The sequence below is a fragment of the Marinobacter sp. DUT-3 genome, from assembly GCF_050379435.1.
GTDB lineage: Bacteria > Pseudomonadota > Gammaproteobacteria > Pseudomonadales > Oleiphilaceae > Marinobacter.
The window spans coordinates 18,889-43,471 of record NZ_JBNRMG010000001.1 but is presented as its reverse complement, the minus strand read 5'-3'; the positions used below and the strand labels follow the sequence as shown (position 1 = coordinate 43,471).

General features: G+C 58.7%; 24 protein-coding genes. 8 read left to right on the top strand and 16 right to left on the bottom strand.

The window, feature by feature from the left end; translation table 11 throughout:
• Nucleotides 1-35 precede the first annotated feature (35 nt).
• A complete protein-coding gene (locus ACQUWM_RS00205) occupies nt 36-965 on the top strand; it encodes a glucosaminidase domain-containing protein (protein ID WP_428920775.1) in 930 nt (309 codons plus the stop codon).
• Entirely contained in the window at nt 965-1,900 is a 936-nt protein-coding gene (locus ACQUWM_RS00200) for an acyltransferase (protein ID WP_428920774.1), read from the top strand. The genes ACQUWM_RS00205 and ACQUWM_RS00200 overlap by 1 nt, the downstream gene beginning before the upstream one ends.
• 53 nt (nt 1,901-1,953) lie before the next feature.
• On the opposite strand, the gene ACQUWM_RS00195 is transcribed toward ACQUWM_RS00200, so the two are convergent.
• The 5 genes from ACQUWM_RS00195 to zapE form a co-directional block, all read right to left on the bottom strand.
• Nucleotides 1,954-4,650 (bottom strand): helix-turn-helix transcriptional regulator, encoded by a 2,697-nt coding sequence (locus ACQUWM_RS00195; protein WP_406999003.1) that lies wholly within the window; start codon nt 4,648-4,650, stop codon nt 1,954-1,956.
• A 280-nt stretch (nt 4,651-4,930) separates the two neighbouring features.
• Entirely contained in the window at nt 4,931-6,292 is a 1,362-nt protein-coding gene (locus ACQUWM_RS00190; RefSeq protein ID WP_428920773.1) for a DUF1329 domain-containing protein, read from the bottom strand.
• A 33-nt stretch (nt 6,293-6,325) separates the two neighbouring features.
• Nucleotides 6,326-8,179 carry a DUF1302 domain-containing protein gene (locus ACQUWM_RS00185; protein ID WP_428920772.1) on the bottom strand — a complete coding sequence of 618 codons (1,854 nt, stop codon included), beginning with the start codon at nt 8,177-8,179 and terminating at the stop codon, nt 6,326-6,328.
• A gap of 433 nt (nt 8,180-8,612) precedes the next feature.
• Nucleotides 8,613-9,797, bottom strand: coding sequence for a thiolase family protein (locus ACQUWM_RS00180; RefSeq protein WP_406988392.1), 1,185 nt, complete (start codon nt 9,795-9,797; stop codon nt 8,613-8,615).
• 98 nt (nt 9,798-9,895) lie between these two features.
• On the bottom strand, nt 9,896-10,993 hold the full coding sequence (gene zapE / locus ACQUWM_RS00175) for a cell division protein ZapE (protein WP_428921407.1): 1,098 nt from the start codon (nt 10,991-10,993) through the stop codon (nt 9,896-9,898).
• A 243-nt stretch (nt 10,994-11,236) separates the two neighbouring features.
• On the opposite strand from zapE, the gene ACQUWM_RS00170 reads away from it, so the two are divergent.
• Nucleotides 11,237-11,683 (top strand): YhcB family protein, encoded by a 447-nt coding sequence (locus ACQUWM_RS00170; protein ID WP_406999010.1) that lies wholly within the window; start codon nt 11,237-11,239, stop codon nt 11,681-11,683.
• Nucleotides 11,684-11,840: 157 nt separating this feature from the next.
• Here ACQUWM_RS00170 and ACQUWM_RS00165 read toward each other — a convergent pair whose 3' ends face one another.
• The 11 genes from ACQUWM_RS00165 to ACQUWM_RS00115 all read right to left on the bottom strand — a co-directional run bounded on the left by ACQUWM_RS00165 (nt 11,841) and on the right by ACQUWM_RS00115 (nt 20,925).
• Nucleotides 11,841-12,584, bottom strand: coding sequence for a Nif3-like dinuclear metal center hexameric protein (locus tag ACQUWM_RS00165; RefSeq protein ID WP_428920771.1), 744 nt, complete (start codon nt 12,582-12,584; stop codon nt 11,841-11,843).
• A 164-nt stretch (nt 12,585-12,748) separates the two neighbouring features.
• Nucleotides 12,749-13,801, bottom strand: a complete 1,053-nt coding sequence (gene hisC / locus ACQUWM_RS00160; RefSeq protein ID WP_428920770.1) for a histidinol-phosphate transaminase — start codon at nt 13,799-13,801, stop codon at nt 12,749-12,751.
• Between the two features lie 192 nt (nt 13,802-13,993).
• Nucleotides 13,994-15,298 carry a histidinol dehydrogenase gene (gene hisD / locus ACQUWM_RS00155; protein ID WP_428920769.1) on the bottom strand — a complete coding sequence of 435 codons (1,305 nt, stop codon included), beginning with the start codon at nt 15,296-15,298 and terminating at the stop codon, nt 13,994-13,996.
• Between the two features lie 174 nt (nt 15,299-15,472).
• Nucleotides 15,473-16,117 (bottom strand): ATP phosphoribosyltransferase, encoded by a 645-nt coding sequence (gene hisG, locus ACQUWM_RS00150; protein WP_428920768.1) that lies wholly within the window; start codon nt 16,115-16,117, stop codon nt 15,473-15,475.
• 29 nt (nt 16,118-16,146) lie between these two features.
• A complete protein-coding gene (gene murA / locus ACQUWM_RS00145; protein WP_406988402.1) occupies nt 16,147-17,409 on the bottom strand; it encodes a UDP-N-acetylglucosamine 1-carboxyvinyltransferase in 1,263 nt (420 codons plus the stop codon).
• Nucleotides 17,410-17,439: 30 nt separating this feature from the next.
• Entirely contained in the window at nt 17,440-17,682 is a 243-nt protein-coding gene (locus ACQUWM_RS00140; RefSeq protein WP_406988403.1) for a BolA/IbaG family iron-sulfur metabolism protein, read from the bottom strand.
• A 121-nt stretch (nt 17,683-17,803) separates the two neighbouring features.
• Nucleotides 17,804-18,121, bottom strand: a complete 318-nt coding sequence (locus tag ACQUWM_RS00135) for an STAS domain-containing protein (RefSeq protein ID WP_406999022.1) — start codon at nt 18,119-18,121, stop codon at nt 17,804-17,806.
• Nucleotides 18,118-18,771, bottom strand: a complete 654-nt coding sequence (locus ACQUWM_RS00130) for an MlaC/ttg2D family ABC transporter substrate-binding protein (protein WP_428920767.1) — start codon at nt 18,769-18,771, stop codon at nt 18,118-18,120. The genes ACQUWM_RS00135 and ACQUWM_RS00130 overlap by 4 nt, the downstream gene beginning before the upstream one ends.
• A gap of 55 nt (nt 18,772-18,826) precedes the next feature.
• Nucleotides 18,827-19,276, bottom strand: coding sequence for an outer membrane lipid asymmetry maintenance protein MlaD (gene mlaD, locus ACQUWM_RS00125; RefSeq protein WP_428920766.1), 450 nt, complete (start codon nt 19,274-19,276; stop codon nt 18,827-18,829).
• A gap of 57 nt (nt 19,277-19,333) precedes the next feature.
• Nucleotides 19,334-20,116, bottom strand: a complete 783-nt coding sequence (gene mlaE / locus ACQUWM_RS00120; RefSeq protein ID WP_428920765.1) for a lipid asymmetry maintenance ABC transporter permease subunit MlaE — start codon at nt 20,114-20,116, stop codon at nt 19,334-19,336.
• Nucleotides 20,113-20,925, bottom strand: coding sequence for an ATP-binding cassette domain-containing protein (locus tag ACQUWM_RS00115; RefSeq protein ID WP_428920764.1), 813 nt, complete (start codon nt 20,923-20,925; stop codon nt 20,113-20,115). The genes mlaE and ACQUWM_RS00115 overlap by 4 nt, the downstream gene beginning before the upstream one ends.
• 188 nt (nt 20,926-21,113) lie before the next feature.
• Between ACQUWM_RS00115 and ACQUWM_RS00110 the strand changes: the two genes are divergently transcribed.
• The 5 genes from ACQUWM_RS00110 to lptB are packed head-to-tail and all read left to right on the top strand — an operon-like array spanning nt 21,114 to nt 24,545.
• Nucleotides 21,114-22,112 carry a KpsF/GutQ family sugar-phosphate isomerase gene (locus ACQUWM_RS00110; protein ID WP_406999032.1) on the top strand — a complete coding sequence of 333 codons (999 nt, stop codon included), beginning with the start codon at nt 21,114-21,116 and terminating at the stop codon, nt 22,110-22,112.
• Nucleotides 22,113-22,123: 11 nt separating this feature from the next.
• Nucleotides 22,124-22,681, top strand: a complete 558-nt coding sequence (locus ACQUWM_RS00105; RefSeq protein ID WP_406999034.1) for a KdsC family phosphatase — start codon at nt 22,124-22,126, stop codon at nt 22,679-22,681.
• A 14-nt stretch (nt 22,682-22,695) separates the two neighbouring features.
• A complete protein-coding gene (gene lptC / locus ACQUWM_RS00100; protein ID WP_428920763.1) occupies nt 22,696-23,313 on the top strand; it encodes an LPS export ABC transporter periplasmic protein LptC in 618 nt (205 codons plus the stop codon).
• The gene (gene lptA / locus ACQUWM_RS00095) at nt 23,285-23,842 is read left to right on the top strand and encodes a lipopolysaccharide transport periplasmic protein LptA (RefSeq protein ID WP_428920762.1); all 558 of its coding nucleotides are present in this window, start codon (nt 23,285-23,287) and stop codon (nt 23,840-23,842) included. The genes lptC and lptA overlap by 29 nt, the downstream gene beginning before the upstream one ends.
• Nucleotides 23,820-24,545 carry an LPS export ABC transporter ATP-binding protein gene (gene lptB, locus ACQUWM_RS00090; protein WP_406988418.1) on the top strand — a complete coding sequence of 242 codons (726 nt, stop codon included), beginning with the start codon at nt 23,820-23,822 and terminating at the stop codon, nt 24,543-24,545. The genes lptA and lptB overlap by 23 nt, the downstream gene beginning before the upstream one ends.
• The last annotated feature ends 38 nt before the right edge of the window (nt 24,546-24,583 follow it).

Here is a 24,583-nt window from a genome sequence, read left to right as displayed (position 1 = left end):
TAATTCAAGTCATATCGATTGTAACGAGAGGTTTTATGTCTGTAGGTATCCGGGCTATTTCGCTGGTTTTCCCGTTGGTGGTTTTCGCATTCTGGGGCAGTATCCACACACCGGATCCCGACGGCTTGTTTGGTGACGGCAGCGGATCGGATCTCGTTTTGTCTTCTTTGCCCCCACTCCCCGCCTGGGCAGGCGATGAGCTGCCGGATTTCTCCAGTTACCGCGATACCACGGAACGCAAAGCCGCATTTTTCTCCTTTCTCTATCCGCGGATTGTGCTGGCCAATTCACGCATCCTGATCGAACGGGATTACCTGGATGCCCTGGCGCAAAAAGACGAACTGAGCAAATCCGAACGCAGCTGGCTGACCGGCCAGGCGAAGCGTCTGCGGGTTGAGGAAGCGCCGACCAGCCCGGAGCTGTTCAAGCAGCTGCGCCAACGCCTGGACGTTATCTCCCCTTCCCTTATCCTGGCACAGGCGGCCAACGAGTCAGCCTGGGGCACCTCGCGCTTTGCCACCAAGGGGAATAACCTGTTCGGTCAGTGGTGTTTCTCGAAAGGCTGTGGCCTGGTGCCCCGGGGACGCGTGGAAGGCGCCACCCACGAAGTGGCCCGGTTTGCCTCCCCCTATCGGTCCATCCGGGGGTATATCCAGAATCTGAATCGTCACCCTACCTACCAGGCTTTGCGTGACGTGCGGCAGACCGCGCGCGATAACGGAAAGCTGGCTTCGGGGATAGCACTGGCCGCCGGCCTGATTGGCTATTCAGAACGGGGCGAGGATTATGTAAAAGAGATTCGTAGCATGATCCGGTACAACAACCTTGCGTATTTCGACAAGGCTTTCACCGCTACGGTCGATGGCAGCAATACCAAAAAGCTACAAACCCTGGCTTCTGCCAGCAAAGAACGTGTTCTCCTGCCCAACGCCGGAGACAATGACGATTCCGGGGACATCCACTGATGCTCGATTTTTTGCCTGCGCCGCTCAAGGGTACCCTGGCGGCCCTGCTGATATTGCTCAACACCCTGATTCTATATCCGGTGCTGATGGTCTTCTCACTGGTCAAGCTCATTATTCCGCTGACGCCGGTGCGAAAGTTTTGCACCGTGGCGCTGAACAACATTGCGTTTATCTGGATCGGGTTCAATAACCGCTTCCTGGATCTGCTCCACCGGATTGAATGGGATGTGCGGGGAGCGGACAACCTGAGCCGGGAACACTGGTATTTCGTGACCTGCAATCACCAGAGCTGGGCTGATATCCCGGCCATTCAGTATGTGCTGAACAGCCGTATTCCCCTGCTGAAGTTCTTCCTCAAGAAAGAGCTGATCTGGGTACCGCTGCTGGGCGTCGCCTGGTGGGCGCTGGATTTCCCGTTCATGCATCGCCATACCAAGGAACAGATCGCCAAGCGTCCGGAGCTGAAAGGCAAGGACATCGCCGCCACCCAGGCAGCCTGCGAGAAGTTCCGCTACACGCCGGTGACCATTTTCAACTTCATGGAAGGCACACGCCTGACTCCGGCCAAGCACGCGGCCCAGAAGTCCCCCTACAAGCATTTGCTGAAGCCCCGGGCGGGCGGCACGGCCTTTGTGCTAAGCGCCATGGGGGAGATGATTCATACCATGCTGGACGTCAGCATTGTCTATCCCGATGGTCGCTCCGGGTTCTGGGATTTCCTCTGCGGCCGCACGCGCCGGATCATCATCGACATTCGCCTTCGTGAGATTCCTGAGCGTTTCCTGGGTATGGACTACGAGGGGAGCCGTGAAGCCCGGGTGGACTTCCAGAGGTGGATCAGCGAGATCTGGGCGGAGAAAGACGCCCGCATAGAAGCCCTCAAAGCCCCTGCGCCGCACCCCAGCAAAGAAGTAGGTCAGGTTAGCGAAGCGTAACCCTTGCCCCACGTAGGTCGGGTTAGCGAAAGCGTAACCCGACACCGATGCATCTACAGTAGACCGAGCTCCCGCGCGCGGACGATGGCCTGGGTGCGGGATCTGACTTCGAGCTTGGCGTTGATGCGACGGGCGTGGGTTTTTACGGTGTGCAGGGAAATGTGCAACCGGTCGGCAATTTCCTGATTGGACAGGCCGTTGGCGATCAGCTCCAGCACTCCCTGCTCCCTTTCGCTGATGGGCTCCGCCAGTGGTACGGCATTCACCTTGGCCACCGACAGCCCGAACAGCTGCCCCAGTGACCGGGTAAATTCCCCTTCCGGCAGGTGCGGATAGGCCTTCTCCATTAGTTCCCCCATCTCGGTGTAAAGTTCGGCAAAGGGGCTGATAAAGTGCTCCGGCGCCGCGATATTGACCGCCCGGGTTAACAGTTTCTGGGCAGCCGCCACGCCCTTCTCGCGGAACGCCAGCAGGCTTTCCAACAATATAAGGTGCAAATCCACGGCAAACGGCATTACCCGACCATTGTCCAGGCGAATGGAGCGCAGGGTATCCGCCGCCTTGACGTCGTCTCCCCTGGCCAGCTCAATCCTCACCTGCAGCGAATCCAGCAAACCCGGCATCATCGGAATCAACTCCGGCACACACCCGGTGTCCCGGTAGGGTTGCAGGCGCTCCATCGCCTGAGCGGCGCTTTCAATGTTGCCGGACGCCAGCCAGCAGCTCGCTTTCAGAGCCTCCAGCACTGGCACGAAAACGGACTCGTCCACCTCCCAGGCATGCATGGTCCGCTCGGCGCGTCCAATCCACACGAAGGCATCTTCCAGCCGGCCCTGGGTACGACAAATCAATACCCGCAAGGCCATAGCCAGCAACAGCCCCAGATCCCGGGTCTGCTCGGCGTGGCGACTACAGGTCACCAGCAGCCGATCGGCCTCCGCCTGCCGGCCCTGATGCCACAACACCAGCACCAGGTTCAGTTGCAGCCGGGTTTCGCCAACCCGCGTCGGGCGTGCGGTTTCGTTCATGGCGGTATCAAGACCGGTCCGTAGCAACTGCTCGGCGTGTTTCAGCGCTCCCTTGCCCAGCTCAATGCGGGCATGGGTATAAACCGCCAGAGCTTCCGATCCGGAATCCCCGGCTTCACGGGCAAGCCTGGCGGTTGCCCGGTTGGCTTCTCTGGCATCCGCGAATCGCCCGGCTGCGCAAAAAGCGCTGGAACGGACCATCTGAGTCACCAGCTGGCCCTGGGTGGACAGCTTCTCGGCTTCCAGGGCCCGATCGGCAACCTCCAGGGCTTGTTCAACATAACCCTCGCCTCTCAGGATGAAGGCTTCCAGGGCATCAATCCGGCCGGCCAGCGCCTCGCGCTCGGCATCCGGAAGGCCATCCAGCAGGGCCCTGGCCTGGGAGAACTGGCCACCAATAGCGTGAACCCAACTGTACACCAACTGCAGCCGTGCGCTGTGTTCCAGCAGGCCGAGCGGCAGTGAGCGGCGCAAACGCAACAGTGAGGCGGTATCCTGGCCGATCAGCAGCGCCTCGGACCCCTCGGAAGCGATCCTGACGGCTTCATCTGCGTTTTCCGACAGCAACGCGTATCGCAGGGCTTCCGGAAGCTGGTGATGCTGACAGAACCAGCGACTGGCCGCCAACGCGCGATCCTTTGCGCCATCAAGAGCGGAACTTCTCAGCCACTCGTGAAAAAGCGGATTAAGGCGGAACCATCGCCCCCGTCCGGGGAGCGGGCGCAGGGGCAGCCCGGCCTCCGCCGCCACGGACGGCCGAAACCCGGTGTCACAGGCCTGATCCCTCAGGCTGCCAAACAGGTCGTCGGAGACAATGTCCATTTCGGCCATGATTCGCAGGGCCCGCTGCTGGGGCGGAGTCAGGCGGGCCAGCACGGAATCCCGCAGGAAACGTTCCACGCTGACCGTTTCCTGGATCGGCAACCGGGATTCTGCCAATGCTGCCAGCTCCCGCTGATACAACGCCAGTGGGGTAATCCAGCCTTCCGTCAGGGAGTACAGGTGGTCAATCGCGACGGTGGTGAGCTGGCTATTAGCCTGCGCCGAGGCATAGAACTCAAAGGTTTCCTGCCGGGTCAATTCCAGCGTTTCAGGACCAATTCGTGTAAAGCGCCCTTCCAGTTCCGATTTGTGGGTTTCAAACGGCAGAGGTTTGCGGGAAACCAGGGCCAGGGCCAGGCCGTTGGGCAGCTCGGTAATCAGCTGCTCCAGCAACTCAATCAGCATCGGGTGGGTGGCGGACGCCAGGTTATCCAGCACCAGCACGGCCTTGCGCTCAGGCCGTTGCCAGTAGTCCTGGGCCAGGAGCAATGACAGGGCCTCACTGTGATTAGCAGTGGCGTGGGCCAGGGTGCTGTCCTGGGTCGCCTGCAGGTTGAGCGCAAGACCCAGAAACATCATCAGCCGGTCGGGGTCATTATCCTGCGCGGTGAGGGATATCCATTTGATGGCTTCCTGCGGTCGGCCTGATTCATGCAGAGCCGACAGCAAAGCGTGGGATTTACCGTATCCACACGGCGCTTCCAGATAGAGCACACGCCCAGGCTCCAGTGACGACTGGATTCGCCCGGTTAATGCAGGTCGCTTCAGATCACCGGAAGGTGGTGACGGAATACGGACCCGTTGTTGCAAAAGATCTCTGACCAGCTCGCCCCGATGCGCGCCAGACGAAACCGACTGGAACTCATCATTGGCGGCACTGCCATCATCAAATGGTTTCACACTTCGCCCCGCTCAAGTCCGGCTCACGGGCAACCGCGAGTTGCACTGGCGTGCGTCCGGAATATGCAATGTTTGCACAATGTATCTGGGTACCATCATCGGGTACGCCTTTAGTATGAAAGAGAGGTTAAACCAAATGCCGGGCGGGCTGCAAAACTTTGACGTAGCAGTGTGTAAAATGGCGGCGAAATTTCAACATTTTCGCAAAAAAGAAGTCCGCACATAAAAAAACGGCGGGCCCGAAAGCCCGCCGTTTTTGTCGTACGGATAGACGCGTGCGTTATCGTACGCCGGCCCGACGCAGGGCTGCCGGAGTGTACTCACGGGAGCTGCGCTCCACACCGAAGGTGTAGGGGTCGTTTTCCTCATTGGTCAGACCAAGGGCCAGGTAGCGACCGGACAGCAGGTCATACAGCACTTCAATCGCGTACCAGGGAACCTGCTGGTCGTAGAACTGCATGGCATGGGCTTCAGCAACACGCCACAGTTCGCCACGGCCGTCGTAGTGGTCAATCACACTGGCCTGCCAGGAGTCTTCATCCAGGTAGAAATCCCGCTGGGCGTAGATGTGACGCTCACCTTCTTTCAGGGTCGCACGAACGTGCCACACACGGTGGAGCTCATAGCGGGTCAGGTCCTGATTGATATGCCCGGCCTTGATGATTTCATCGTAGCTCAGGTCACGATCAACCAGTTCGTAGGAGTTGTACGGGATGTACATTTCCTTCTTGCCCACCAGCTCCCAGTTGTAGCGGTCTGGCGCACCGTTGAACATGTCGAAGTTGTCGGAGGTACGCATACCGTCCGCTGCGGTACCCGGACCGTCATAGGCCACCTGAGGCGCACGACGAACACGGCGCTGACCGGCGTTGTATACCCAGGCACGACGTGGCTCTTTAACCTGATCCAGGGTTTCGTGGACCAGCAGTACGTTACCCGCCAGACGAGCCGGTGCGGTAATGGCCTGCTTGAAGTAGAACAGGACGTTGGGATCCTGATCCGGCTCATAGTCCTTCAGATAGGCACGCCAGGTCAGCTCATCCTGGAACTTGACCACGCTGAAGTTGCCGCTCTCGGTTGGCGTTACCTGACCCACGTTACGCTGGACAGAACCGCCACGGTAGCGGGTGATGTGGTTCCAGATGGCTTCAACACCGTTGTTCGGAATCGGGAACGGCGTTGCGTCCTGATAGTTGGCGATGCCGTTGCCATCCTTGATCAGTTCAGCGCTGGTCGCGTTCTTGACGGTTTCATCCATCACCGACTGAGGGTAAGTGGCGGTACGACGCGTCTGGTAGACCGGGATCTTGTAGTCATCGTACTTCTTGATCATCGCCACCTGTCCGGGAGACAGATTCTCGGCGTACTGATCCACATTGCTTTGGTCAATGGTGAACAGTACTTCGTCGTCCGGGAACGGATTCACGTAGATGCCGTCATCGTTGTAGCCGGCCGGCGCTTCCTTGAGGCCGCCGTCCCAGGCCGGAATTTCATCCCCGTTGCCGGCTTTCTCGGCGCCGATGGGTGTCAGGCTGTCACCCAGCTTGGCGGCTTCTTCGGCGGGTACCACACCGAAGGCATTGCCGGCAAACATGGATGCTGCCAATACGCCGGAGGCTAATAATTTCTTGTTCAGTTTCATTTAGATTACCTCGTTAAACGAATTCGCACCGGTTCAGAAGGAGTAAGACACACTCGCGCTTACAAAATCACGATCGGTTAACTCGTTATACGGTTTACCGCCGAAAAAGTTCGTATAACCGATTTCACCGGTGATCTTGTTCTGATATACGCCTTCCAGAGAGACACCAATGGCCTTCTGGCCTTCATTAAATGCGCCACCTGGTTGCGGGCCGTAACCCTCGACATCATGACTCCAGGCCAGTTGCGGTGACAGGTTGATCCCCGCAATCGCGTTCGGGTAGCTCCAGACCAGACGGGTACGATAACCCCAGGAGAAATCCGTCACGAAACCGTCGTTGGTGCAGTAGCTGGCATTGATGTTCAGCGCGGCTCCAGTGGCGCCGCTGCCATCACAGGCGCCGCCCGGCAGCTCACCGATACCAAAGGTACCTGAACGGCCGTAACGGGCTTCATCCTGGTCCGGCAGATCGTGAACGTAGGTTGCACCGAATTCGGTAATCAGCGACAACCGGCTTGCACCCATGACCTGGTCGAAGAACTTGATCAGGGTGAACTGTGCCTGGGAAACGTTGAAGCGGTCATAACCTTCCACTTCCTGCCCTCGGAGATCAGCGCCACCAGCTTCAGCTTCACGCTGAACCTGCAGCAAACTGGCCGGCTCGCCGGTTTCCGGGTTCACCTGCTGGAGGCCGCCGTAGATCAGTTCAAACGCGTTCCACTGGATCGGCATGTTGTCACGGAAGGAGTATTCCGCACCCAGCGACCAGCCGCCCGGCGTGGTGGTGTTGATACTGATACCGTAGAGGTTGATGTTTTCCGGGTACTCGATGAAGTAGGACGGGAAACGCTCGCCTTCGCGATCATCACGCACGGTACCGCTGACGTATGGCAGCCGGCTGTTGTACTTGATGTAGTAGAAGCCAAGTTCCGAGTCATTCAGCGCGGGCACGTACCAGCGCAACGCCACACCGAACTGGTCTTTGGAATCTGCTTCCTTGTCACCCAGACGCGGAGCAATGAAGCCCTGGGCGAGTGCCTGGGAATCCGGCAGCTGACCGGCCAACAGAACCGGGCCGCAGCCATCGGGAGCAAAATCGTTGGTGGAGAAAAAGGTGCCGCAGTCGTCCGGACGAACCGGTTCCCAGTCGGCCTGGACAAAGGTTTCAACGGTCACGTTCTCTGTTACACCGGCGGACATGTAGAACATCTCCACCGGCAGCAGCGCGTCTTTCAGCTCAGAACCCGGCGCGCGGAAGGCCGGTACGTCAACCGGGTTAATGACGTTAATGCCGCCCTGAATAAAGGTACTCTCACCCCAGCTCACCACCTGCTTGCCGTAGCGCAGACTGACCGGCACATTGCCGAAAAACCAGTCGGAGAAGACGTAGGCATCCAGGAACTCGCCGCCGGAGGCGTTGTCCTTGGCTTCATCGTTGAGCTCACGCTGCTGACCAACGTCATCAACGGCGCGATCACCGTCCTTCAGTTCGAAGTCGTACCAGTAACGGCCCCGGACCAGTGCGCCAACACGATCCAGATAGTCGCCCATCACGTTGTAGTTCAGGAACAACTCACTGTTGCCCTTGGCAACATGAGAGACCACATCGCCCTTTTCGAAGTTGAGGTTGCCGTCGTCGTAGTTGTTGGTGGAAGCACCAACTGTGGTGTTCGCAAATTCGGGCCCGAGGTTACCCTGGGCGATCAGACGCCGGTCACGTTCCTGGGTTCGCCAGGTAGCGCCGTATGACAGCGTGGTGTTGAACTGGGCTTCCACGTCCCCCATGTAAAAAGAATAGGCAGCTGCCTGCCCGGACATACCGGCTGCAACTGCCACGGCCAGCGGCAATTTGGCCCACTGATGCCATTGTTGAGTTTTTCTTGTCATTGGAAGGCTACTCCATTGTTGTTCTGAGTCGCTGCTCTGATTATTGGTGTTCACGATGTTTGGAGGCTTCATGCACAGTGCTCGTGATGCTGGCACTATAGCTAACGCCCTCGGGCGCTTTGATCAGTCAAAAGTATGATTTTGCGGTCACACCCTGTTTTACCGCCGGGTTCCCTCGCACTGAATCACTATAGACAACAATAGTGGATGCAACCACCTTGTTTAGATGTCCATTGCCGGGGAAGGAGATAGGCTGAATGAGGTGCAAGCACGGAGGGGCGTTTGCCTTTCGAAAACTGTGCGGAGCCATGGATGGCGGAGCCCAAGCGTACAGGGACGTATTTACAGCGTGTTTTGGAAAGGCAAATTCCCCTCCCCAAAACACCCATGGCCGAAGTCCTCGAGATACAGGAGCAAACGGCCAAGAACAGTCTTACAACATTTCGATAGCCATGGCCGTAGCTTCACCGCCACCGATACACAGCGCTGCGACGCCTTTCTTCTTGCCGTAACGCTGCAGGGCGTACATCAGGGTGACCAGCAGACGGGAGCCGGTGGAGCCGACAGGATGGCCCTGGGCGCACGCGCCGCCGTGGATGTTGACCTTCTCCGGGTCCAGACCCAGCTCGCGGATCGGCATCATTGCGACCATGGCGAAGGCTTCGTTGATCTCGAACAGATCGACGTCTTCCTTGCTCCAACCTGTTTTGGAGAACAGTGTTTCGATCGCACCCACCGGCGCACAGGTGAACTCGGACGGGTGTTGAGACTGAGTGCTATGACCAACGATGCGGGCCAGCGGCTTAAGGCCGCGCTTCTCGGCTTCGGACTCACGCATCAGAACCAGCGCAGATGCGCCGTCGGAAATAGAAGACGCGTTGGCGGCAGTGACGGTGCCATCTTTGGCAAACGCCGGACGCAGACTCGGGATCTTCTCGATATTGGCGTTATGGGGCTGCTCATCGTCTTCCACAACCACGTCGCCTTTACGGGTCTTGACGGTAACCGGAACGATTTCGTCCTTAAGCAGGCCCTCGTCAATGGCTTTCTTGGCCCGGGTCAGAGAAGTGATGGCGTATTCATCCATTTCTTCCCGGGTGTAGCCCTTCTTGTCCGCCATTTCCTGAGCAAAGGCGCCCATCAGCCGGCCGGTTTCAGCGTCTTCCAGGCCGTCCAGGAACATATGATCCTGCGGCGCCTGGCCTGGCCCCATGCGGTAACCTTTGCGAACACCCTGGAGAACGTAAGGGGCGTTGGACATGCTTTCCATGCCGCCGGCAACCAGAATGTCGTTGCTGCCAGCCTTGATGATGTCGTGGGCAAACATGGCGGCTTTCATACCGGAACCGCACAGCTTGTTGATGGTGGTGGCGCCAGTGTTGTCCGGCAGGCCGGCCTTGCGCATGGCCTGACGGGCGGGGCCCTGCTTGAGACCAGCGGGCAGTACGTTGCCCATAACCACTTCCTGTACGTCTGCCGGCTGCAGGCCGGCGCGCTTCACGGCCTCGGCGATGGTGATGGCGCCCAGGTCCGGAGCGCTGACGTCGGCCAGACTGCCCTGGAAACCGCCCATGGGGGTGCGGACGCCGCTGACGATGACTACGTTATCTGTGCTCATAACTGAATCTCTCTGTTGGTTGTTTGGTAGGTTTGTCGGATTACGACTGTGTCGAATCCGACCTACTCTTTGCTTGTGGTTGAACCGGTGGTGGCGGATTACGGTTTATGCGCCGCTTCCAGATACTCCCTGGATTGCATCTCCAGCAACCGGGATTCGGTCCGCTCAAACTCAAAACCCAGGCGGCCACCGGCGTACAATTCGGTGATGGCGGCAGCGGCGGAGATGATGACCTTGACGTTACGGTCGTAAAACTCATCAATCATGTTAATAAAACGACGAGCCTGGTCGTCCTTTTCACCACCCAGCACCGGTACGTTGCTGATGATGATGGCGTGGAACTGACGCGCCAGTTCGATGTAGTCGTTCTGACTGCGGGGGCCGTCGCACACGTCTTTGAAATCGAACCAGACCACGTCATCCGCGTGGGCGATGGCGGGGATCTTGCGGCCGTTGATTTCCATGGATCTGCTGTGTTTGGCCGCTTCCACCGCCAGGGCATCGTAACTCTTGCGGAGACTGACGTCGGCTTCGTCGTCCAGCGGGAAGTGGTAGAGCTCGGCCTGTTCGAGCGTACGCAGGCGATAATCCACACCGCCGTCGACATTGACCACTTCGGTGTGTTTTTTCACAAGGTCAATGGCTGGCAGGAAGCGGGCGCGCTGCAGGCCGTCCTTGTAGAGTCCGTCGGGAACGATGTTGGACGTACAAACCAGGGTCACGCCGCGGCTGAACAGGCCGTCCATCAGGGTAGCCAGGATCATGGCGTCACCGATGTCGGAAACAAAGAATTCGTCGAAGCAGATCACCCGGGTTTCATCGGCGAACTTTTTTGACACCAGTTCCAGCGGGTTTTTCTCCCCTTTCAGGGATTTGAGTTCGTTGTGGACACGCTGCATAAAGCGGTGGAAGTGAACCCGCATTTTGCGATCAAACGGCAGTGACTCGTAGAAGGTGTCCATCAGGTAGGTCTTGCCACGACCCACCCCGCCCCAGAAATACAGCCCTTTGACCGGCTCTTCCTTACCCTTTTTCAGTTTTCTTCGCAGTTTTGCCAATCCTTTATGGCGTTCGCTTTCGGCTTCCACGAGTTTGTCGTACAGTGACTGCAAACGCTGGACGGCATCTTCCTGTGCCGGATCCCGAAGAAAATCCGGGCGTTCGAGATCCTGCTGGTAACGTTGCCAAGGGGTCATGTGGTCGGTCATCAAGCCTATTCCCGAAGTGTGGTCGTTCATTTACGGCGGCGCATTGTGGCCGATTTTGGGATTTTTCGCCACGTTAGTGCTGGCGCATGGCCTCTGATCCGGCGGCCAGGGCGCTCCTGGCTGAAGCAATACGACGATTGGCTCAGGCTGCATGGATGGGCGCAGGCGGCCTGGAACGTTATACTCCATTAACGGGCTGAGCTCTTAATACGTAAAAGGACGACACATCTTATGACGAACCTGATTCTGGCAGCGATTGCCGCATTGGTTGTTGGCATTGTCATTGGCGTACTGGTCGGTCGCTCGGGGCAGACTACGAATCTGCGTCAGCGCCGTGTCGAGCAACAGATTGAGGAGCTGCGTAGCGAATATACCCGCTACCAGGCCCAGGTGAATGAGCACTTTATGGAGTCGGCCCATCTGCTGCGCCGTTTCAATGATTCGTATCGCGATGTGAATCAGCACATGGCGCGGGGGGCGAACCGGCTGTGTAATGATGAGGACTGGATGAATGAGCTTGAGCGGGAGACGTCCCGTGCTCGTCTTGAGGATGTTCGCGAGGATGGCGTGGAGCCGCCTCGGGATTATGCGCCGAAGGCCGGTCCTGAGGAGAAGGGCACGCTGGCTGAGGACTTTGGGCTTAAGAAGGGCGACAAGCCTTCAACCTCTAAGGCCTGAATCTTTCGGTGAAGTGACTGGTTGGGCCTATCTTTCCAAAACACGCTCAAGCACATCCATGTGACGCTTGGGCTCCGCCATCCATGGCTCCGCACAGTTTTGGAAAGGGCCCCTCAACCAGTCACCCTGACTTTCGAGGTGCCTTCCCCACTACCTTTTAAACCGGGTTGTCGCAATCGATAAACTGGTGAACCACACCAAATTCTTTCTCCAACGCCTTACCCAGAGCCTGAACCCCATAACGTTCCGTTGCATGATGTCCGGCTGCGTAGTAGTGAATTCCACATTCCCGGGCGGTGTGGGTCGTCGGTTCTGAGATTTCACCACTGATATACGCATCCAGGCCGGCGTCCAGTGCCGCGTTGATGAAGCCTTGCGCCGCGCCGGTGCACCACCCTACCCGTTTGATTTCCGGTTTTCCTTCGCCCACCCACAGCGGTTCCCGGTGGAGCTTTTCGGCAATGAGCTGGCCGAACTGTTCGGGGCTGATGGCGTGTGGCAGTTCGCCTTCCCAGACCAGCCCGCCGAGGGGGCGCGGGTTTTCGATGCCCAGCACGTCGGCCAACTGTCGGTTGTTGCCGTATTCGGGATGGTCGTCCAGTGGCAGGTGGTAGGCGACGAGGCTGATGTCGTGGTCCAGGAGTTGTTTGATCCGCTGGCGTTTCATGCCTTGGATGCGCTGATCTTCACCTTTCCAGAAGTAGCCGTGGTGGACGAGGATCATGTCGGCGTTGGCTTCGATGGCGGCGTCGATGAGGGCTTTTGAGGCGGTAACGCCGGTGACGATGGTGTTAACGTCGTCTTTACCTTCGACCTGGAGGCCGTTTGGGCAGTAGTCCTGGAAGTTTTCAGGCTGGAGCCATTGTTCGATTGTTTTGAGAATCTCGTTGCGGTTTGCCATAGAACTCTCCGTCTGTCTGTAGACTTTGGAGTTATCGGCCAACAGGGAGGGGTGTTCCGGGAAACGCTACAAGCACATCCATGTGCGCTTGATCTCCGGCCATCCATGGCCTCCGACATTCCCGGAACACCCCTCCCTGTAGGCCTTGATCCAGCATGGGTGCTTTACAGGGCTTTAATGCCTTCAATCAGGGCATCGTTCTGCTGAGCGGTGCCAATTGTGATTCGGAGGAAGTCACTGATTCTGGGCTTATTGAAGTGACGGACGATGATGCCCTGCTCTCTCAGGCCTTTTGCCAATGCTTCGCCGGCCTGAGTTTTGTGGCGGGCGAAGATGAAGTTGGCTTTTGACGGTAGCACCTCGAAACCCAGATCTTCCAGCGCGCTGGTGACTCGTTCGCGTTCCGAGATAACGCCATCACAGCATTTCCGGAACCAGGCTTCGTCTTCGTAGGCGGCTTTTGCGCCGGCGAGGGCCAGGCGGTCCAGGGGGTAGCTGTTGAAGCTGTTTTTGACGCGGTTGAGGGCCTCGATGAGGTCCGGGTGCCCTACTGCAAAGCCGACACGCAAGCCGGCCAGTGAGCGGGCCTTGGACAGGGTCTGGGTCACCAACAGGTTCGGGTATTGATCGACCAGCGCTATGGTGCTTTCGCCGCCGAAATCGATGTAGGCCTCGTCTACTACGACTACGCGGTCAGGGTTGGCCTGCAGGATAGCTTCTACATGCTCCAAACCGAGGTAACGCCCGGTCGGCGCATTCGGGTTCGGGAAGATGACGCCGCCGTTGGGTTGTTTGTAGTCGGCCGGGTTGATTTCGAAGGTGTCGGTCAGGCGAACGGTTTTGCCTTCGATGTTGTAGAGGCCGCAGTACACCGGGTAGAAGCTGTAGGTGACGTCCGGAAACAGGACCGGTTCGCCGTGCTGGAACAGGCCGTAGAAGATGTGCGCCAGGACTTCGTCGGAGCCGTTGCCGAGGAAGACTTGCTCGGGTTTGACGTTGTGGTAGCCGGCGATGGTCTGGCGCAGGCTTTCGCCTTCCGGATCCGGGTACAGGCGCAGGCTGTCGTTCAGTTCGGCCTGGATGGCGTCGATGACTTTGGGTGACGGGCCGAAGGGGTTTTCGTTGGTGTTCAGTTTCACCAGGTTGGCCATCTTCGGCTGCTCGCCCGGTACATAAGGCACCAGGTCGTTGACCAGTGGGCTCCAGAATTTACTCATTTCTGTTTTTACTCCGTGCAGGCGGTCGGCGGGTAGGGCTTCCAAAAAACCGCTACGAGCACATCCATGTGCGCTTCTCTCAGGCCATCCTTGGCCTTCGAAATTTTTTGGAAGCCCTACCCGCCGACCTTGCAAACTTGGGCAATAGCATCATGTAGGTCGGGTTAGCGCAGCGTAACCCGACAAACCAACTCAATCTTTAACCCGATATTCCGCCGACCGGGCGTGGGCCGTTAACCCCTCACCCCGTGCCAACACCGACGCCACGCGCCCCATTCGATCCGCCCCTTCGGCGCTGAAACCAATGATGGACGAGCGCTTCTGGAAGTCATAAACCCCCAGCGGCGAGGAGAACCGTGCCGTGCCGCTGGTCGGCAACACGTGGTTCGGGCCGGCGCAGTAGTCGCCGAGGGCTTCGGCGGTGTAGCGGCCCATGAAGATGGCGCCGGCGTGGCGGATTTCTTCCACCAGGGCCTCGGGGTCTTCAACGGAGAGCTCCAGGTGTTCCGGGGCAATCCGGTTGGAGACTCTGGCGGCTTCGCTGAGGTCGGCGACCTGGATCAGCGCGGCGCGGTCGGTCATGGAGGTACGGATGATGTCTGCGCGCTCCATGGTCGGCAGCAGTTTGTTGATGCTGGCTTCGACCGCGTCCAGAAATTCTGCATCCGGGCTGATCAGGATGGACTGGGCCTGTTCGTCGTGTTCGGCCTGGGAGAACAGATCCATGGCGATCCAGTCGGGATCGGTTTTGCCGTCGCAGATAACAAGAATTTCCGACGGACCGGCGATCATGTCGATGCCGACAGTACCGAAGACTTCGCGTTTGGCAGTGGCCACAAAGATATTACCCGGGCCGACGATCTTGTCGACGGCGGGAATGGTTTCCGTGCCGTAGGCCAGAGCCGCAACCGCCTGCGCGCCACCGACAGTGAATACGCGGTCGACGCCGGCAATGGCTGCGGACGCCAGCACCATGTCGTTCACTACACCATCCGGTGTCGGAACGACCATGATCACCTCGCTTACACCCGCAACCTTGGCCGGAATGGCGTTCATCAGCACGGAAGACGGATAGGCAGCCTTGCCACCCGGAACATACAGGCCTGCACGATCCAGCGGTGTCACTTTCTGGCCAAGCACCGTGCCGTCTTCGTCCTCGTACTGCCAGGACTTCTGATTCTGGTGTTCGTGATAACTCCGCACCCGCTCGGCGGCCTTTTCCAGGGCTACACGTTGGTCTTCCGGTATGGCACCCAACGCCTTTTGCAGTCTGCTCTGGTCCATTTCCAGCTCGGAAACGCTGCCGACCTTCAGACGATCAAACTTCTCGGTAAATTCCAGAACCGCCTGGTCACCGCGGGTTTTCACTTCATGCAGGATATGACGCACCGACTCATTCACCTGATGATCCACGCTATCGTCCCAGGCCAGCAGTTTGGCCAGTGCGCTGTCAAAGTCACTTTGGGAGGCGTTTAGTCGTTTGATGTTCACAGTCATGAATCAAATCCTGTATGGATTAACGGCTTACAGATGCTGAATCGCCACGATGGCTCGGGAGCCGGTCGGGAAGGGCTTCCCAAAACTGTGCGGAGCCATGGATGGCGGAGCCCAAGCGCCACATGGATGTGCTTGAGCGTGTTTTGGGAAGCCCTTCCCGACCGGATCTTACACCTAGTCCTGTCGGCGCTTGTCCACGGCAGCGGACATTTTTTCAATTATGGGGTTAATGCGCTCGTGTTTCATCTTCATGGACGCGCGATTAACCACCAACCGGCTGCTGATGTGTTCGATCAAATCTCTCGGCTCCAGGCCATTGGCCTTCAGCGTGTTGCCGGTATCAACGATATCGACAATTTCGTCCGCCAGATTAAGAATCGGAGCCAACTCCATCGCACCGTATAGTTTGATGATATCTGCCTGCCGTCCCTGCGCCGAGTAATAGCGGCGGGCCAGGTTAACGAACTTGGTAGCGACACGAATGCGCCCCGCCGGGGCCGGCTTATCCTTGGGGCCGGCGGTCATCAGACGGCAGCGGGAAATGTTCAGATCCAGCGGCTCGTACAGGCCGTCACCACCGTGCTCCATCAGGACATCCTTGCCGGTTACCCCGAGATCCGCCCCGCCGTACTGCACATAGGTCGGAACATCGGTGGCGCGAATAATCAGCACCCGCACATTGGGATCGGTGGTGGGAAACACCAGCTTGCGGGATTTCTTGATGTCGTCAACCAGCTCAATGCCTGCTTCCGCAAGCAATGGCAGGGTTTCATCGAGGATTCGCCCCTTCGACAATGCGATGGTGATGGAGTCGGTCATGTGTCCTTCCGGTTTCTGATCCGTGTCGATCATGCTGGCAGACGGCGGATACTGGCGCCCAGCAGCTGCAGTTTCTCTTCAATACACTCGTAGCCACGGTCAATGTGGTAGATGCGATCCACAATGGTGTCGCCATCCGCCATCAGACCGGCAATAACCAGGCTGGCAGAGGCGCGCAGGTCGGTCGCCATCACCGGTGCTCCGGTCAGGTACTCAACGCCCTTGATGATCGCCGCGTTGCCCTCGAGGGTGATGTCCGCGCCCATTCGGCTCAGTTCATCCAGGTGCATGAAGCGGTTCTCAAACACCGTTTCCACGATAGTGCCGGTACCTTCCGCGACGGCGTTCATGGCCGCGAACTGGGCCTGCATGTCTGTCGGAAATGCTGGATACGGCGCTGTGCGCAGGCTCACCGCTTTCGGGCGGTTGCCTTTCATATCCAGCTCGATCCAGTCTTTGCCGGTGGTGATGTGCGCCCCGGCTTCTTCCAGCTTTAGCAGCACCGCTTCCAGCAGGTCTTCACGGGTATCTTTCAGTTTCACCCGGCCACCGGTCGCGGCTGCGGCCACCAGATAGGTGCCGGTTTCCACGCGGTCAGGCAGTACGTCGTAGTGGCAGCCGTGCAGGCGCTCCACGCCGTTGATTTCGATGGTCGCGGTGCCATGGCCCTTGATGTCTGCGCCCATGGCAATCAGGCATTCAGCCAGATCCACCACTTCCGGTTCGCGCGCGGCGTTTTCCAGGATGGTTTTGCCGTCCGCCAGGGCCGCAGCCATCATCAGGTTTTCGGTACCGGTGACGGTCACGGTATCGAGAAAGATGTGGGCGCCCTTCAGGCGACCATTGGTCTTGGCCTTGATGTAACCGTTTTCCACCTTCACTTCCGCGCCCATCATTTCCAGGCCGTGGATGTGCAGGTTCACCGGCCGGCTGCCGATGGCACAACCGCCCGGTAACGATACTTCCGCCTCACCGAAATGCGCCACCAGCGGACCCAGCACCAGGATGGACGCCCGCATGGTCTTGACCAGTTCGTAGGGCGCATGGAAATGCTTGATGGTGTTGGCGTGAACTTCCACGCTCATTTTTTCATCAATCAGCAATTCCACGCCCATGCGGCCCAGCAGCTCGATCATGGTGGTGATGTCATTCAGGTGCGGCAGGTTACCCACGGTGACCGGCTCGTCCGCCAGCAGGGTGGCAGCCAGTATGGGCAGTGCGGCGTTCTTGGCGCCGGAAATCCGGATTTCACCATTCAGGGGCTTACGGCCCCTGATCAGAAGTTTGTCCACAATAGTCTTCCTGTTATTGGCGGGCAGCTATCAGCCCTGGCGCGCGGCCCACTCAGCCGGGGTAAATGCTTTCGGATGCAGGGCGTGTATGGTGCCATCCATGATGTGCTGGAAAAGCACCTTGTTGATCATTTGCTGCCGTTTGATGGTTGGCAGGCCTTCAAAAACCTCCCCTACCACGACAACCATATAATGGGTGCCATCGACCTGAACCTGCACGTCGCAATCCGGCAGGGCCTGCTTTACCAGTTCAGTAACTTCGGCGGCTTCCATAGAAAATCCTCGGGTGTTTATAAATCAGGGGCGAGATTGTAACCAATTACGCGGCCCGGGTCAGCCAGCAACGAATGACAGAATGGAGAGAGTCAACGGTAGGGGGCAACAGAGACAGGTATCAGGCGACGCCCGATCGAAAACCCGGCAATTGTTCTTCCAGGTTGCTCAGGGCTGCCAGTGAGTTCAACCGGTCACTGACGCCACTGAACGACAGGGCAAGCCCCTGGCTCCCGGCGAGCCGCTGCCAGCAAAGCAACAGGGACAACACCACGCTGTGTGCCGTTTCCATGGCGCTCAGGTTCACGGTCAGATCGCCGGTGGCGGACCGGATCAGCGTCTCACCCTGCTTTCTGGTTGCCAGCACGGTGAGCGGGTCAATCGTCCCGCTCACCGCCAGGGTATCGCCGCGGAGTTCTACCCGGGCGGCTGAACTCATGAATTATCCACTTCGTCTTCGAGGTTGAGGGCTTCCACTGCACTGTCCCAGCCATTGATCACAGCCTGGACTTTCCCCGCATTCTTTTCCATTTCCTGGGCGAAACGGTCACGGAAAGCCAGCCCGATATTGATACCCTCAACGATGATGTTTTCCATCATCCAACGCCCGTCGCCGTTCATGTACATGGAGTAGGTCACCGGATAACGGTTGCCGCCGGCGGTCTGCACTTCCATCTGGACAGAAGCACGCTCACTGTTATTGGCATTGATTTCGGCGCCCAGGACTTCGATAGAGAAGTCATCCGCACTCACCAACGCCTGGGCGTAACTGTCGAACAGGCTGCGCTTGAATTTCTCAACGAATTCATCCCGCTGCTCAGGAGAAGTCTGGCGTGCGTACCGGCCCATCACCCGGGCCGCGATGCGGCGAAAGTCCACGAACTCCCGCAGTTCCTGATCCATACTGCTATAGAAGGCTTCGGGGTCTGTGTCATACAGCCCTTTTTCTGCGTTCAGCTTGTCTACCAGGCGCTGAGTGTTTTCGTCCACATACTTTGCCAGGTCTTCCTCCTGGCCGGCGTGAGCGGGAAGCACCAGGGCCGCCATTACGAAAGCAACAAAGAGCATGCTGCGTCTGATCAATACCATGTCTTTCTCCTGTAACGTTTCAGATCCTTGTATCCCCACCCCTTCATCACTCGTACTATTTGCCGGAGGCAAAATTGGTGATCAGGCGCTCAAGATTCATGGCTGACTGGGTTGAATAAAAGCTGTCGCCGGGTTTCAGGGAGTCCATGTCGCCACCGATCGAAATATCAATGTACTGATCCCCGAGTAACCCGGATGTACGTATTACTGCGGAACTGTCCGCCGGAATATTGTCCACGTCTGCATCTATTGCCAGCTCCACCCTGGCCTGGAAAGTCTCCCTGTCCAGGGTCACGCTGCGCACCGAGCCCACCGTGACACCCGCCATGGCGACCTTGCCCCTGCGCGAAATCCCGCCAACATCATTGAAGCTGGCGTACAGGGTGTACGTGTCGCCCGCGTTCTTGGTTGACAGCCCGCTCACCTGCAACGCCAGGACTAATATCGCGGCGAGCCCCGCTATGATGAACAGGCCGGTGATGATTTCCGTGGTTCTCTGCGCCATTTCCGGCTCCCGATTAAGTTCTGGTCAATTCTGCTGTACTCGCACCGACAATCCGGGTCAGAAATCCCCGAACATGACGGCAGTAAGCACAAAATCCAGGCCAAGCACGGCCAACGATGAATACACAACGGTTTTGGTGGTGGCCGAACTGATCCCCGCGGAGGTCGGCACGCAATCGTAACCCTGGTAGACCGCAATCCAGGTACAGACAAATCCGAAAACCACCGTTTTCACCACGCCGTTCAGCACGTCATCCACAAAGCTGACCGATGACTGCATATTACCCCAGAACGCACCCTCGAAAACGCCTAGCCATTCGACGCTCACCAGCATACCGCCCCAGATACCCACCACTGAAAAGATCACAGCCAGGATCGGCATCGCGATAAAGCCGGCCCACAGCCTGGGGGCAATCACCCGCCTGAGGGGATCCACCCCCATCATTTCCATACTGGACAGCTGCTCTGTGGCCTTCATCAGGCCGATTTCAGCGGTCAATGCCGAGCCGGCCCGACCGGCAAACAGTAGCGCCGTCACGACCGGACCCAGCTCACGCACCAGTGTCAGCGCGATCATCTGGCCCACAGCGGCTTCGGAGCCGTAGTCACTGAGGATGGTATAACCCTGCAGCCCCAGCACCATGCCGATAAACAGCCCCGACACCACAACAATCGCCAGGGACAATACCCCCACGGCATATAGCTGACGCACCAGTAACGGGAACCCCACCGAGGGCTTCGGCACTCCGGCCAGGGCGCCACCCAGGAAACGGCCGGCGCGGCCCACTGCGGCAACGGTATCAAGCCCCAGGCGGCCAAGCGCGGCAATCCGATCCATCATCTGGAGCCTCCGGAAATTCCCCAGTCGGTCGCGGCATCCGCAGCCGGATAGTGAAACGGCACGGGGCCATCCGGTTGACCCTGCAGGAACTGCTGCACCTGTTCGGACGGGTGCTGCCTGAGCTCATCGGGAGTCCCCTCGCCGATCACCTGGCCGTCGGCGATGATACAGGCGTAGTGGCAGATGCTGAGGGATTCCGGCACGTCGTGGGATACCAGCACACTGGTCAGGCCCATGGAACTGTTGAGATCGCGGATCAGCTTAACCAGCACGCCCATGGCGATCGGATCCTGCCCGGCAAAGGGCTCGTCATACATGATCAGTTCCGGATCCAGGGCGATACTGCGGGCGAGCGCCACCCGGCGCGTCATGCCTCCGGACAGCTCTGAGGGCATCAGGTTCCTCGCACCCCGGAGACCGACAGCTTCCAGCTTCATCAGCACGATATCCCGGATCATGTCTTCCGGCAGCGAGGTGTGTACCCGCAGGGGAAAGGCGACGTTTTCAAATACGCTCAGATCGGTGAACAGCGCGCCGCTCTGGAACAGCATGCCCATCTTTTCCCGCAGGGTGTACAGGGCCTTGCGTTTGAGACCGGGCACATTCTCACCGGCCACGGTAATGGCGCCGGAGTCGGGTTTGAGCTGGCCGCCGATCAGCCGCAGCAGCGTGGTCTTGCCGGTTCCGCTCGGCCCCATGATGGCAGTGATCCTGCCGCGGGGGATATCGAGGGTAACGCCATCGAAAATGCGCCGCCCCGAGCGGGTGAACACCACGTCCCTCAATGTTATGTATGCGTCCGAAGCCATAACCCATCCCTATCAAACAGGGGCCTACATTATGCGAACCCGGTTGGAAGCTCAATCCGTCCTTCACAAAATGTCCTGATCGCAATGATCAGTTTCCTTCAACAAGGCCCTGCAGCCTCGTGAAGTGATATACTCTCGCCAATTCATTCAGTGTCCCCAATGACGACAAGGTGCGAGCCGAAAACATCATGAGCGACAGCAACAAGTCCACAGCCGACATCAATCAGACCTTCCGGGACTCGGCGCTCCGGGCCATTGAAATCGAGAAGGACGCCATTGCCGCCCTTTCGGACCGCATCGATGATCACTTCATCCGCGCCTGCGAGGTCATCATGGCGTGCAAGGGGCGCGTGGTGGTTACCGGCATGGGAAAATCCGGCCATATCGGCAACAAGATTGCCGCCACCCTGGCCAGCACCGGCACCCCGTCTTTTTTTGTGCACCCCGGCGAGGCCAGCCATGGCGACCTGGGTATGATTACCGGCCAGGATGTGGTGCTCGCCATCTCCAACAGTGGCAATACCAGTGAGGTGGTCACGATTCTACCGCTGCTGCGCCGTATGGGAGCGCCCCTGATCAGCATGACGGGCAACGCGGATTCCACCCTGGCAAAGGAAGCGGTGGCAAATCTGGACGTCAGCGTGACCCTGGAGGCCTGCCCCCTGGGGCTGGCGCCCACGTCCAGCACCACCGCCACCCTGGTGATGGGGGATGCCCTGGCGGTCGCACTGCTGGAAGCCCGGGGCTTCAGCGCTGAAGATTTTGCGTTTTCCCACCCGGGTGGCAGCCTGGGCCGCCGCCTGCTGCTGCGGGTTTCCGACATCATGCACACCGGTGACCGCATTCCCCGGGTAACCGGCGACACCCCCCTGAGCGGTGCACTGCTTGAAATGTCCCGCAAGGGCCTGGGCATGACCACTGTAGTGGATGCGGACGGCAACATGACAGGCGTGTTCACCGACGGCGACTTGCGCCGCACGCTGGACAAATCCTTTGACGTTCACACCACCCCCATTCACCAGGTGATGACCCACAACGGCAAGACCATCCAGGCCGACCATCTGGCCGCGGAGGCGCTGAATATCATGGAAGAGATGAAGATCAACGCCCTGCCTGTCACCGATGAGAACGGTCAACTGGTCGGCGCGATCAACATGCACGACCTGCTCCGCGCCGGCGTAATCTGAGGAGCCAACGGATGACAGACACCCTGCGCCCGCAGTGGCCCGCACGCATTCTCGACAAGGCCGCCGGCATTCACCTGCTGGCCCTGGATGTCGATGGCATCATGACCGATGGCAAGCTGTTTTTCAGTGCCACCGGCGATGAAATGAAGGGCTTCAATATTCTGGACGGACTTGGCCTCAAACAGGTCATGGCCGCGGGCATGACCGTTGCCGTAATTACCGGGCGCACGTCGCCGCTGACCGAGAAGCGTATGAAGGATCTTGGCATTCCGCACCTGATGCAGGGCCGCGAAGACAAGAAAGTGGCGCTGCAAGAGCTGGTGGACACGCTGGGGGTAGCTGCGGAAAGCATCGCCTATATGGGAGACGACCTGCCGGATCTGCCGGCCATCCGTTTCGCCGGCCTCGGTATCACAGTACCTAATGGCTATTGGCTGGTCCGCGAACACGCGGACGTATGCACATCGGTTGCCGGCGGCAGTGGCGCGGTGCGCGAGGTGTGCGATCTGCTGCTGACCGCGCGCGGCAAGCTTGACTCCACCCTGGCAAGCTACACCCAGGCCGACTGAAGGATCCCGTCACCATGAGAGGCAACCTGCTTTCGACCCTGCTGCTGGCTGACCGCCCCGTGCTTAGAACCCTTGCGCTCGGCTGTACCGCTGTAGCCCTGGTAGTGATGATGTGGCAGAGTGACGACCCTCAGGAACCGGTGGAGGCCGCAGCCCTGAGGGGGCAGTCCGAACCCGATGGTTTTGTGGTCAACGGTCGATACCGCTCGTTTGATGACACCGGAAGACTGACCGTGTGGTTTGAAAGCCCACGCATTGAACAGTTTGAATCCGACAACAAGGCGATCATGGCGTCCCCCAGGGCACGATTATACAGCGAGGGCGAAGAAGAGCCCTGGCGCCTGAGCTCGGATAGCGGAACCTTCCTGGAAACGGAGGGCCTGCTACTTCTGGAGGACAATGTCGAAGTGATTCGTCATACCAGCGATAACCGGCAGGGCACCCTGACGACTTCCAGACTGACGCTGGACAACGAAAGCCGCACAGTCTACACAGACGCACCGGTGAAACTGACCGACTCCTTCAGCGTTACCCGGGCCATCGGCATGAAGGCGTGGATTGATGACCGCATACTCGAACTTAACTCACAGGTGGAAGGACGCTATGAGCCTGGCCAACAAGCCAATCCGTAAATTGACCGCCGCGCTGGCCGCCTTGCTGGTTGCCGGATCCGCTGCTGCTTTCAACCTGGATTCCGACACCCCGATCACTGTCAACGCGGACAACGCGCGGCTGGACGACAGCAAGGGCGTTGCCACCTACACCGGTGATGTCATCCTGACCCAGGACGCTACCGAGCTTACCGCCGACAAGGTGATCCTGTACCGGGACGAGAACGGCCTCCGGCGTATCGAGGCAACCGGCCGGCCCGCCCATTACCGGCAACCCGCCCGGGATGGTCAGGGTGAAACCGATGCCCGCGCCCTCAATATCACCTATTCCGCTCCGGAGAGCCGGCTGACGTTCGAACGCGAAGCGGAAATCGAACAGAACGGCAACCTGTTCCGTGGCGACATCATTCATTATGATAGCGTCGATCGGGTAGTTACCGCCGAAGGTGCTGCAGAAGAAACCAACGGCAGTGGCCGTGTTGAAATGGTTATCCAGCCACGCAACAGCCAAAACAGACAGGATTCGGATGGCAGTTCTCAGGGCCAGTAATCTGGCGAAAAGCTACAAGCAAAAGAAAGTGGTCCTTGACGTCTCCCTGGAGATCCGCAGCGGCGAAATCGTTGGCCTTCTGGGTCCCAACGGGGCCGGCAAGACCACCTGCTTCTACATGATCGTGGGTCTGGTGCCGGCGGATAATGGCCGCATCACCATCGACAGCCAGGACATCACTCCGCTGCCCATGCATGGCCGGGCGCGCAGAGGCATTGGTTACCTACCCCAGGAAGCGTCGGTGTTCCGCAAGCTGACGGTGCGGGACAACATCATGGCCATCCTGGAAACCCGCAAGGAACTCAAGCGGACCGATCGCGAGAGCAAGGTGGAAGAGTTGCTGGAGGAGTTTCACATTACCCACATCCGTGACAGCGTTGGTATGGCGCTGTCCGGCGGTGAGCGGCGGCGGGTGGAAATTGCCCGGGCACTGGCCATGGAGCCGGCGTTTATCCTGCTGGACGAACCGTTTGCCGGTGTTGATCCGATTTCAGTCAGCGATATCAAGCAGATAATCCGCCACCTGCGGGACAAGGGCATCGGCGTTCTGATCACCGACCACAACGTGCGTGAAACCCTGGATATCTGTGAGAATGCCTACATTGTGTCGGGCGGCCACATCATTGCCTCCGGCAATTCCGAGGAAATCCTGGCCAACCAGCAGGTGAAAGAGGTTTACCTTGGCAATGAATTCCGACTTTGACGTAACGCATATTCCGACACCGCCGTCTTCATGACCCA

What these genes read in the sequence shown, in the direction of transcription:
- ACQUWM_RS00205 (WP_428920775.1), top strand. Translation starts at nt 36, where the DNA reads ATGTCTGTAGGTATCCGGGCTATTTCGCTGGTTTTCCCGTTGGTGGTT.
- ACQUWM_RS00200 (WP_428920774.1), top strand. Translation starts at nt 965, where the DNA reads ATGCTCGATTTTTTGCCTGCGCCGCTCAAGGGTACCCTGGCGGCCCTG.
- ACQUWM_RS00190 (WP_428920773.1), bottom strand. Translation starts at nt 6,292, where the DNA reads ATGAAACTGAACAAGAAATTATTAGCCTCCGGCGTATTGGCAGCATCC.
- ACQUWM_RS00185 (WP_428920772.1), bottom strand. Translation starts at nt 8,179, where the DNA reads ATGACAAGAAAAACTCAACAATGGCATCAGTGGGCCAAATTGCCGCTG.
- ACQUWM_RS00180 (WP_406988392.1), bottom strand. Translation starts at nt 9,797, where the DNA reads ATGAGCACAGATAACGTAGTCATCGTCAGCGGCGTCCGCACCCCCATG.
- zapE (WP_428921407.1), bottom strand. Translation starts at nt 10,993, where the DNA reads ATGACCCCTTGGCAACGTTACCAGCAGGATCTCGAACGCCCGGATTTT.
- ACQUWM_RS00170 (WP_406999010.1), top strand. Translation starts at nt 11,237, where the DNA reads ATGACGAACCTGATTCTGGCAGCGATTGCCGCATTGGTTGTTGGCATT.
- ACQUWM_RS00165 (WP_428920771.1), bottom strand. Translation starts at nt 12,584, where the DNA reads ATGGCAAACCGCAACGAGATTCTCAAAACAATCGAACAATGGCTCCAG.
- hisC (WP_428920770.1), bottom strand. Translation starts at nt 13,801, where the DNA reads ATGAGTAAATTCTGGAGCCCACTGGTCAACGACCTGGTGCCTTATGTA.
- hisD (WP_428920769.1), bottom strand. Translation starts at nt 15,298, where the DNA reads ATGACTGTGAACATCAAACGACTAAACGCCTCCCAAAGTGACTTTGAC.
- hisG (WP_428920768.1), bottom strand. Translation starts at nt 16,117, where the DNA reads ATGACCGACTCCATCACCATCGCATTGTCGAAGGGGCGAATCCTCGAT.
- ACQUWM_RS00140 (WP_406988403.1), bottom strand. Translation starts at nt 17,682, where the DNA reads ATGGAAGCCGCCGAAGTTACTGAACTGGTAAAGCAGGCCCTGCCGGAT.
- ACQUWM_RS00135 (WP_406999022.1), bottom strand. Translation starts at nt 18,121, where the DNA reads ATGAGTTCAGCCGCCCGGGTAGAACTCCGCGGCGATACCCTGGCGGTG.
- ACQUWM_RS00130 (WP_428920767.1), bottom strand. Translation starts at nt 18,771, where the DNA reads ATGGTATTGATCAGACGCAGCATGCTCTTTGTTGCTTTCGTAATGGCG.
- mlaD (WP_428920766.1), bottom strand. Translation starts at nt 19,276, where the DNA reads ATGGCGCAGAGAACCACGGAAATCATCACCGGCCTGTTCATCATAGCG.
- mlaE (WP_428920765.1), bottom strand. Translation starts at nt 20,116, where the DNA reads ATGATGGATCGGATTGCCGCGCTTGGCCGCCTGGGGCTTGATACCGTT.
- ACQUWM_RS00115 (WP_428920764.1), bottom strand. Translation starts at nt 20,925, where the DNA reads ATGGCTTCGGACGCATACATAACATTGAGGGACGTGGTGTTCACCCGC.
- ACQUWM_RS00110 (WP_406999032.1), top strand. Translation starts at nt 21,114, where the DNA reads ATGAGCGACAGCAACAAGTCCACAGCCGACATCAATCAGACCTTCCGG.
- ACQUWM_RS00105 (WP_406999034.1), top strand. Translation starts at nt 22,124, where the DNA reads ATGACAGACACCCTGCGCCCGCAGTGGCCCGCACGCATTCTCGACAAG.
- lptC (WP_428920763.1), top strand. Translation starts at nt 22,696, where the DNA reads ATGAGAGGCAACCTGCTTTCGACCCTGCTGCTGGCTGACCGCCCCGTG.
- lptA (WP_428920762.1), top strand. Translation starts at nt 23,285, where the DNA reads ATGAGCCTGGCCAACAAGCCAATCCGTAAATTGACCGCCGCGCTGGCC.
- lptB (WP_406988418.1), top strand. Translation starts at nt 23,820, where the DNA reads ATGGCAGTTCTCAGGGCCAGTAATCTGGCGAAAAGCTACAAGCAAAAG.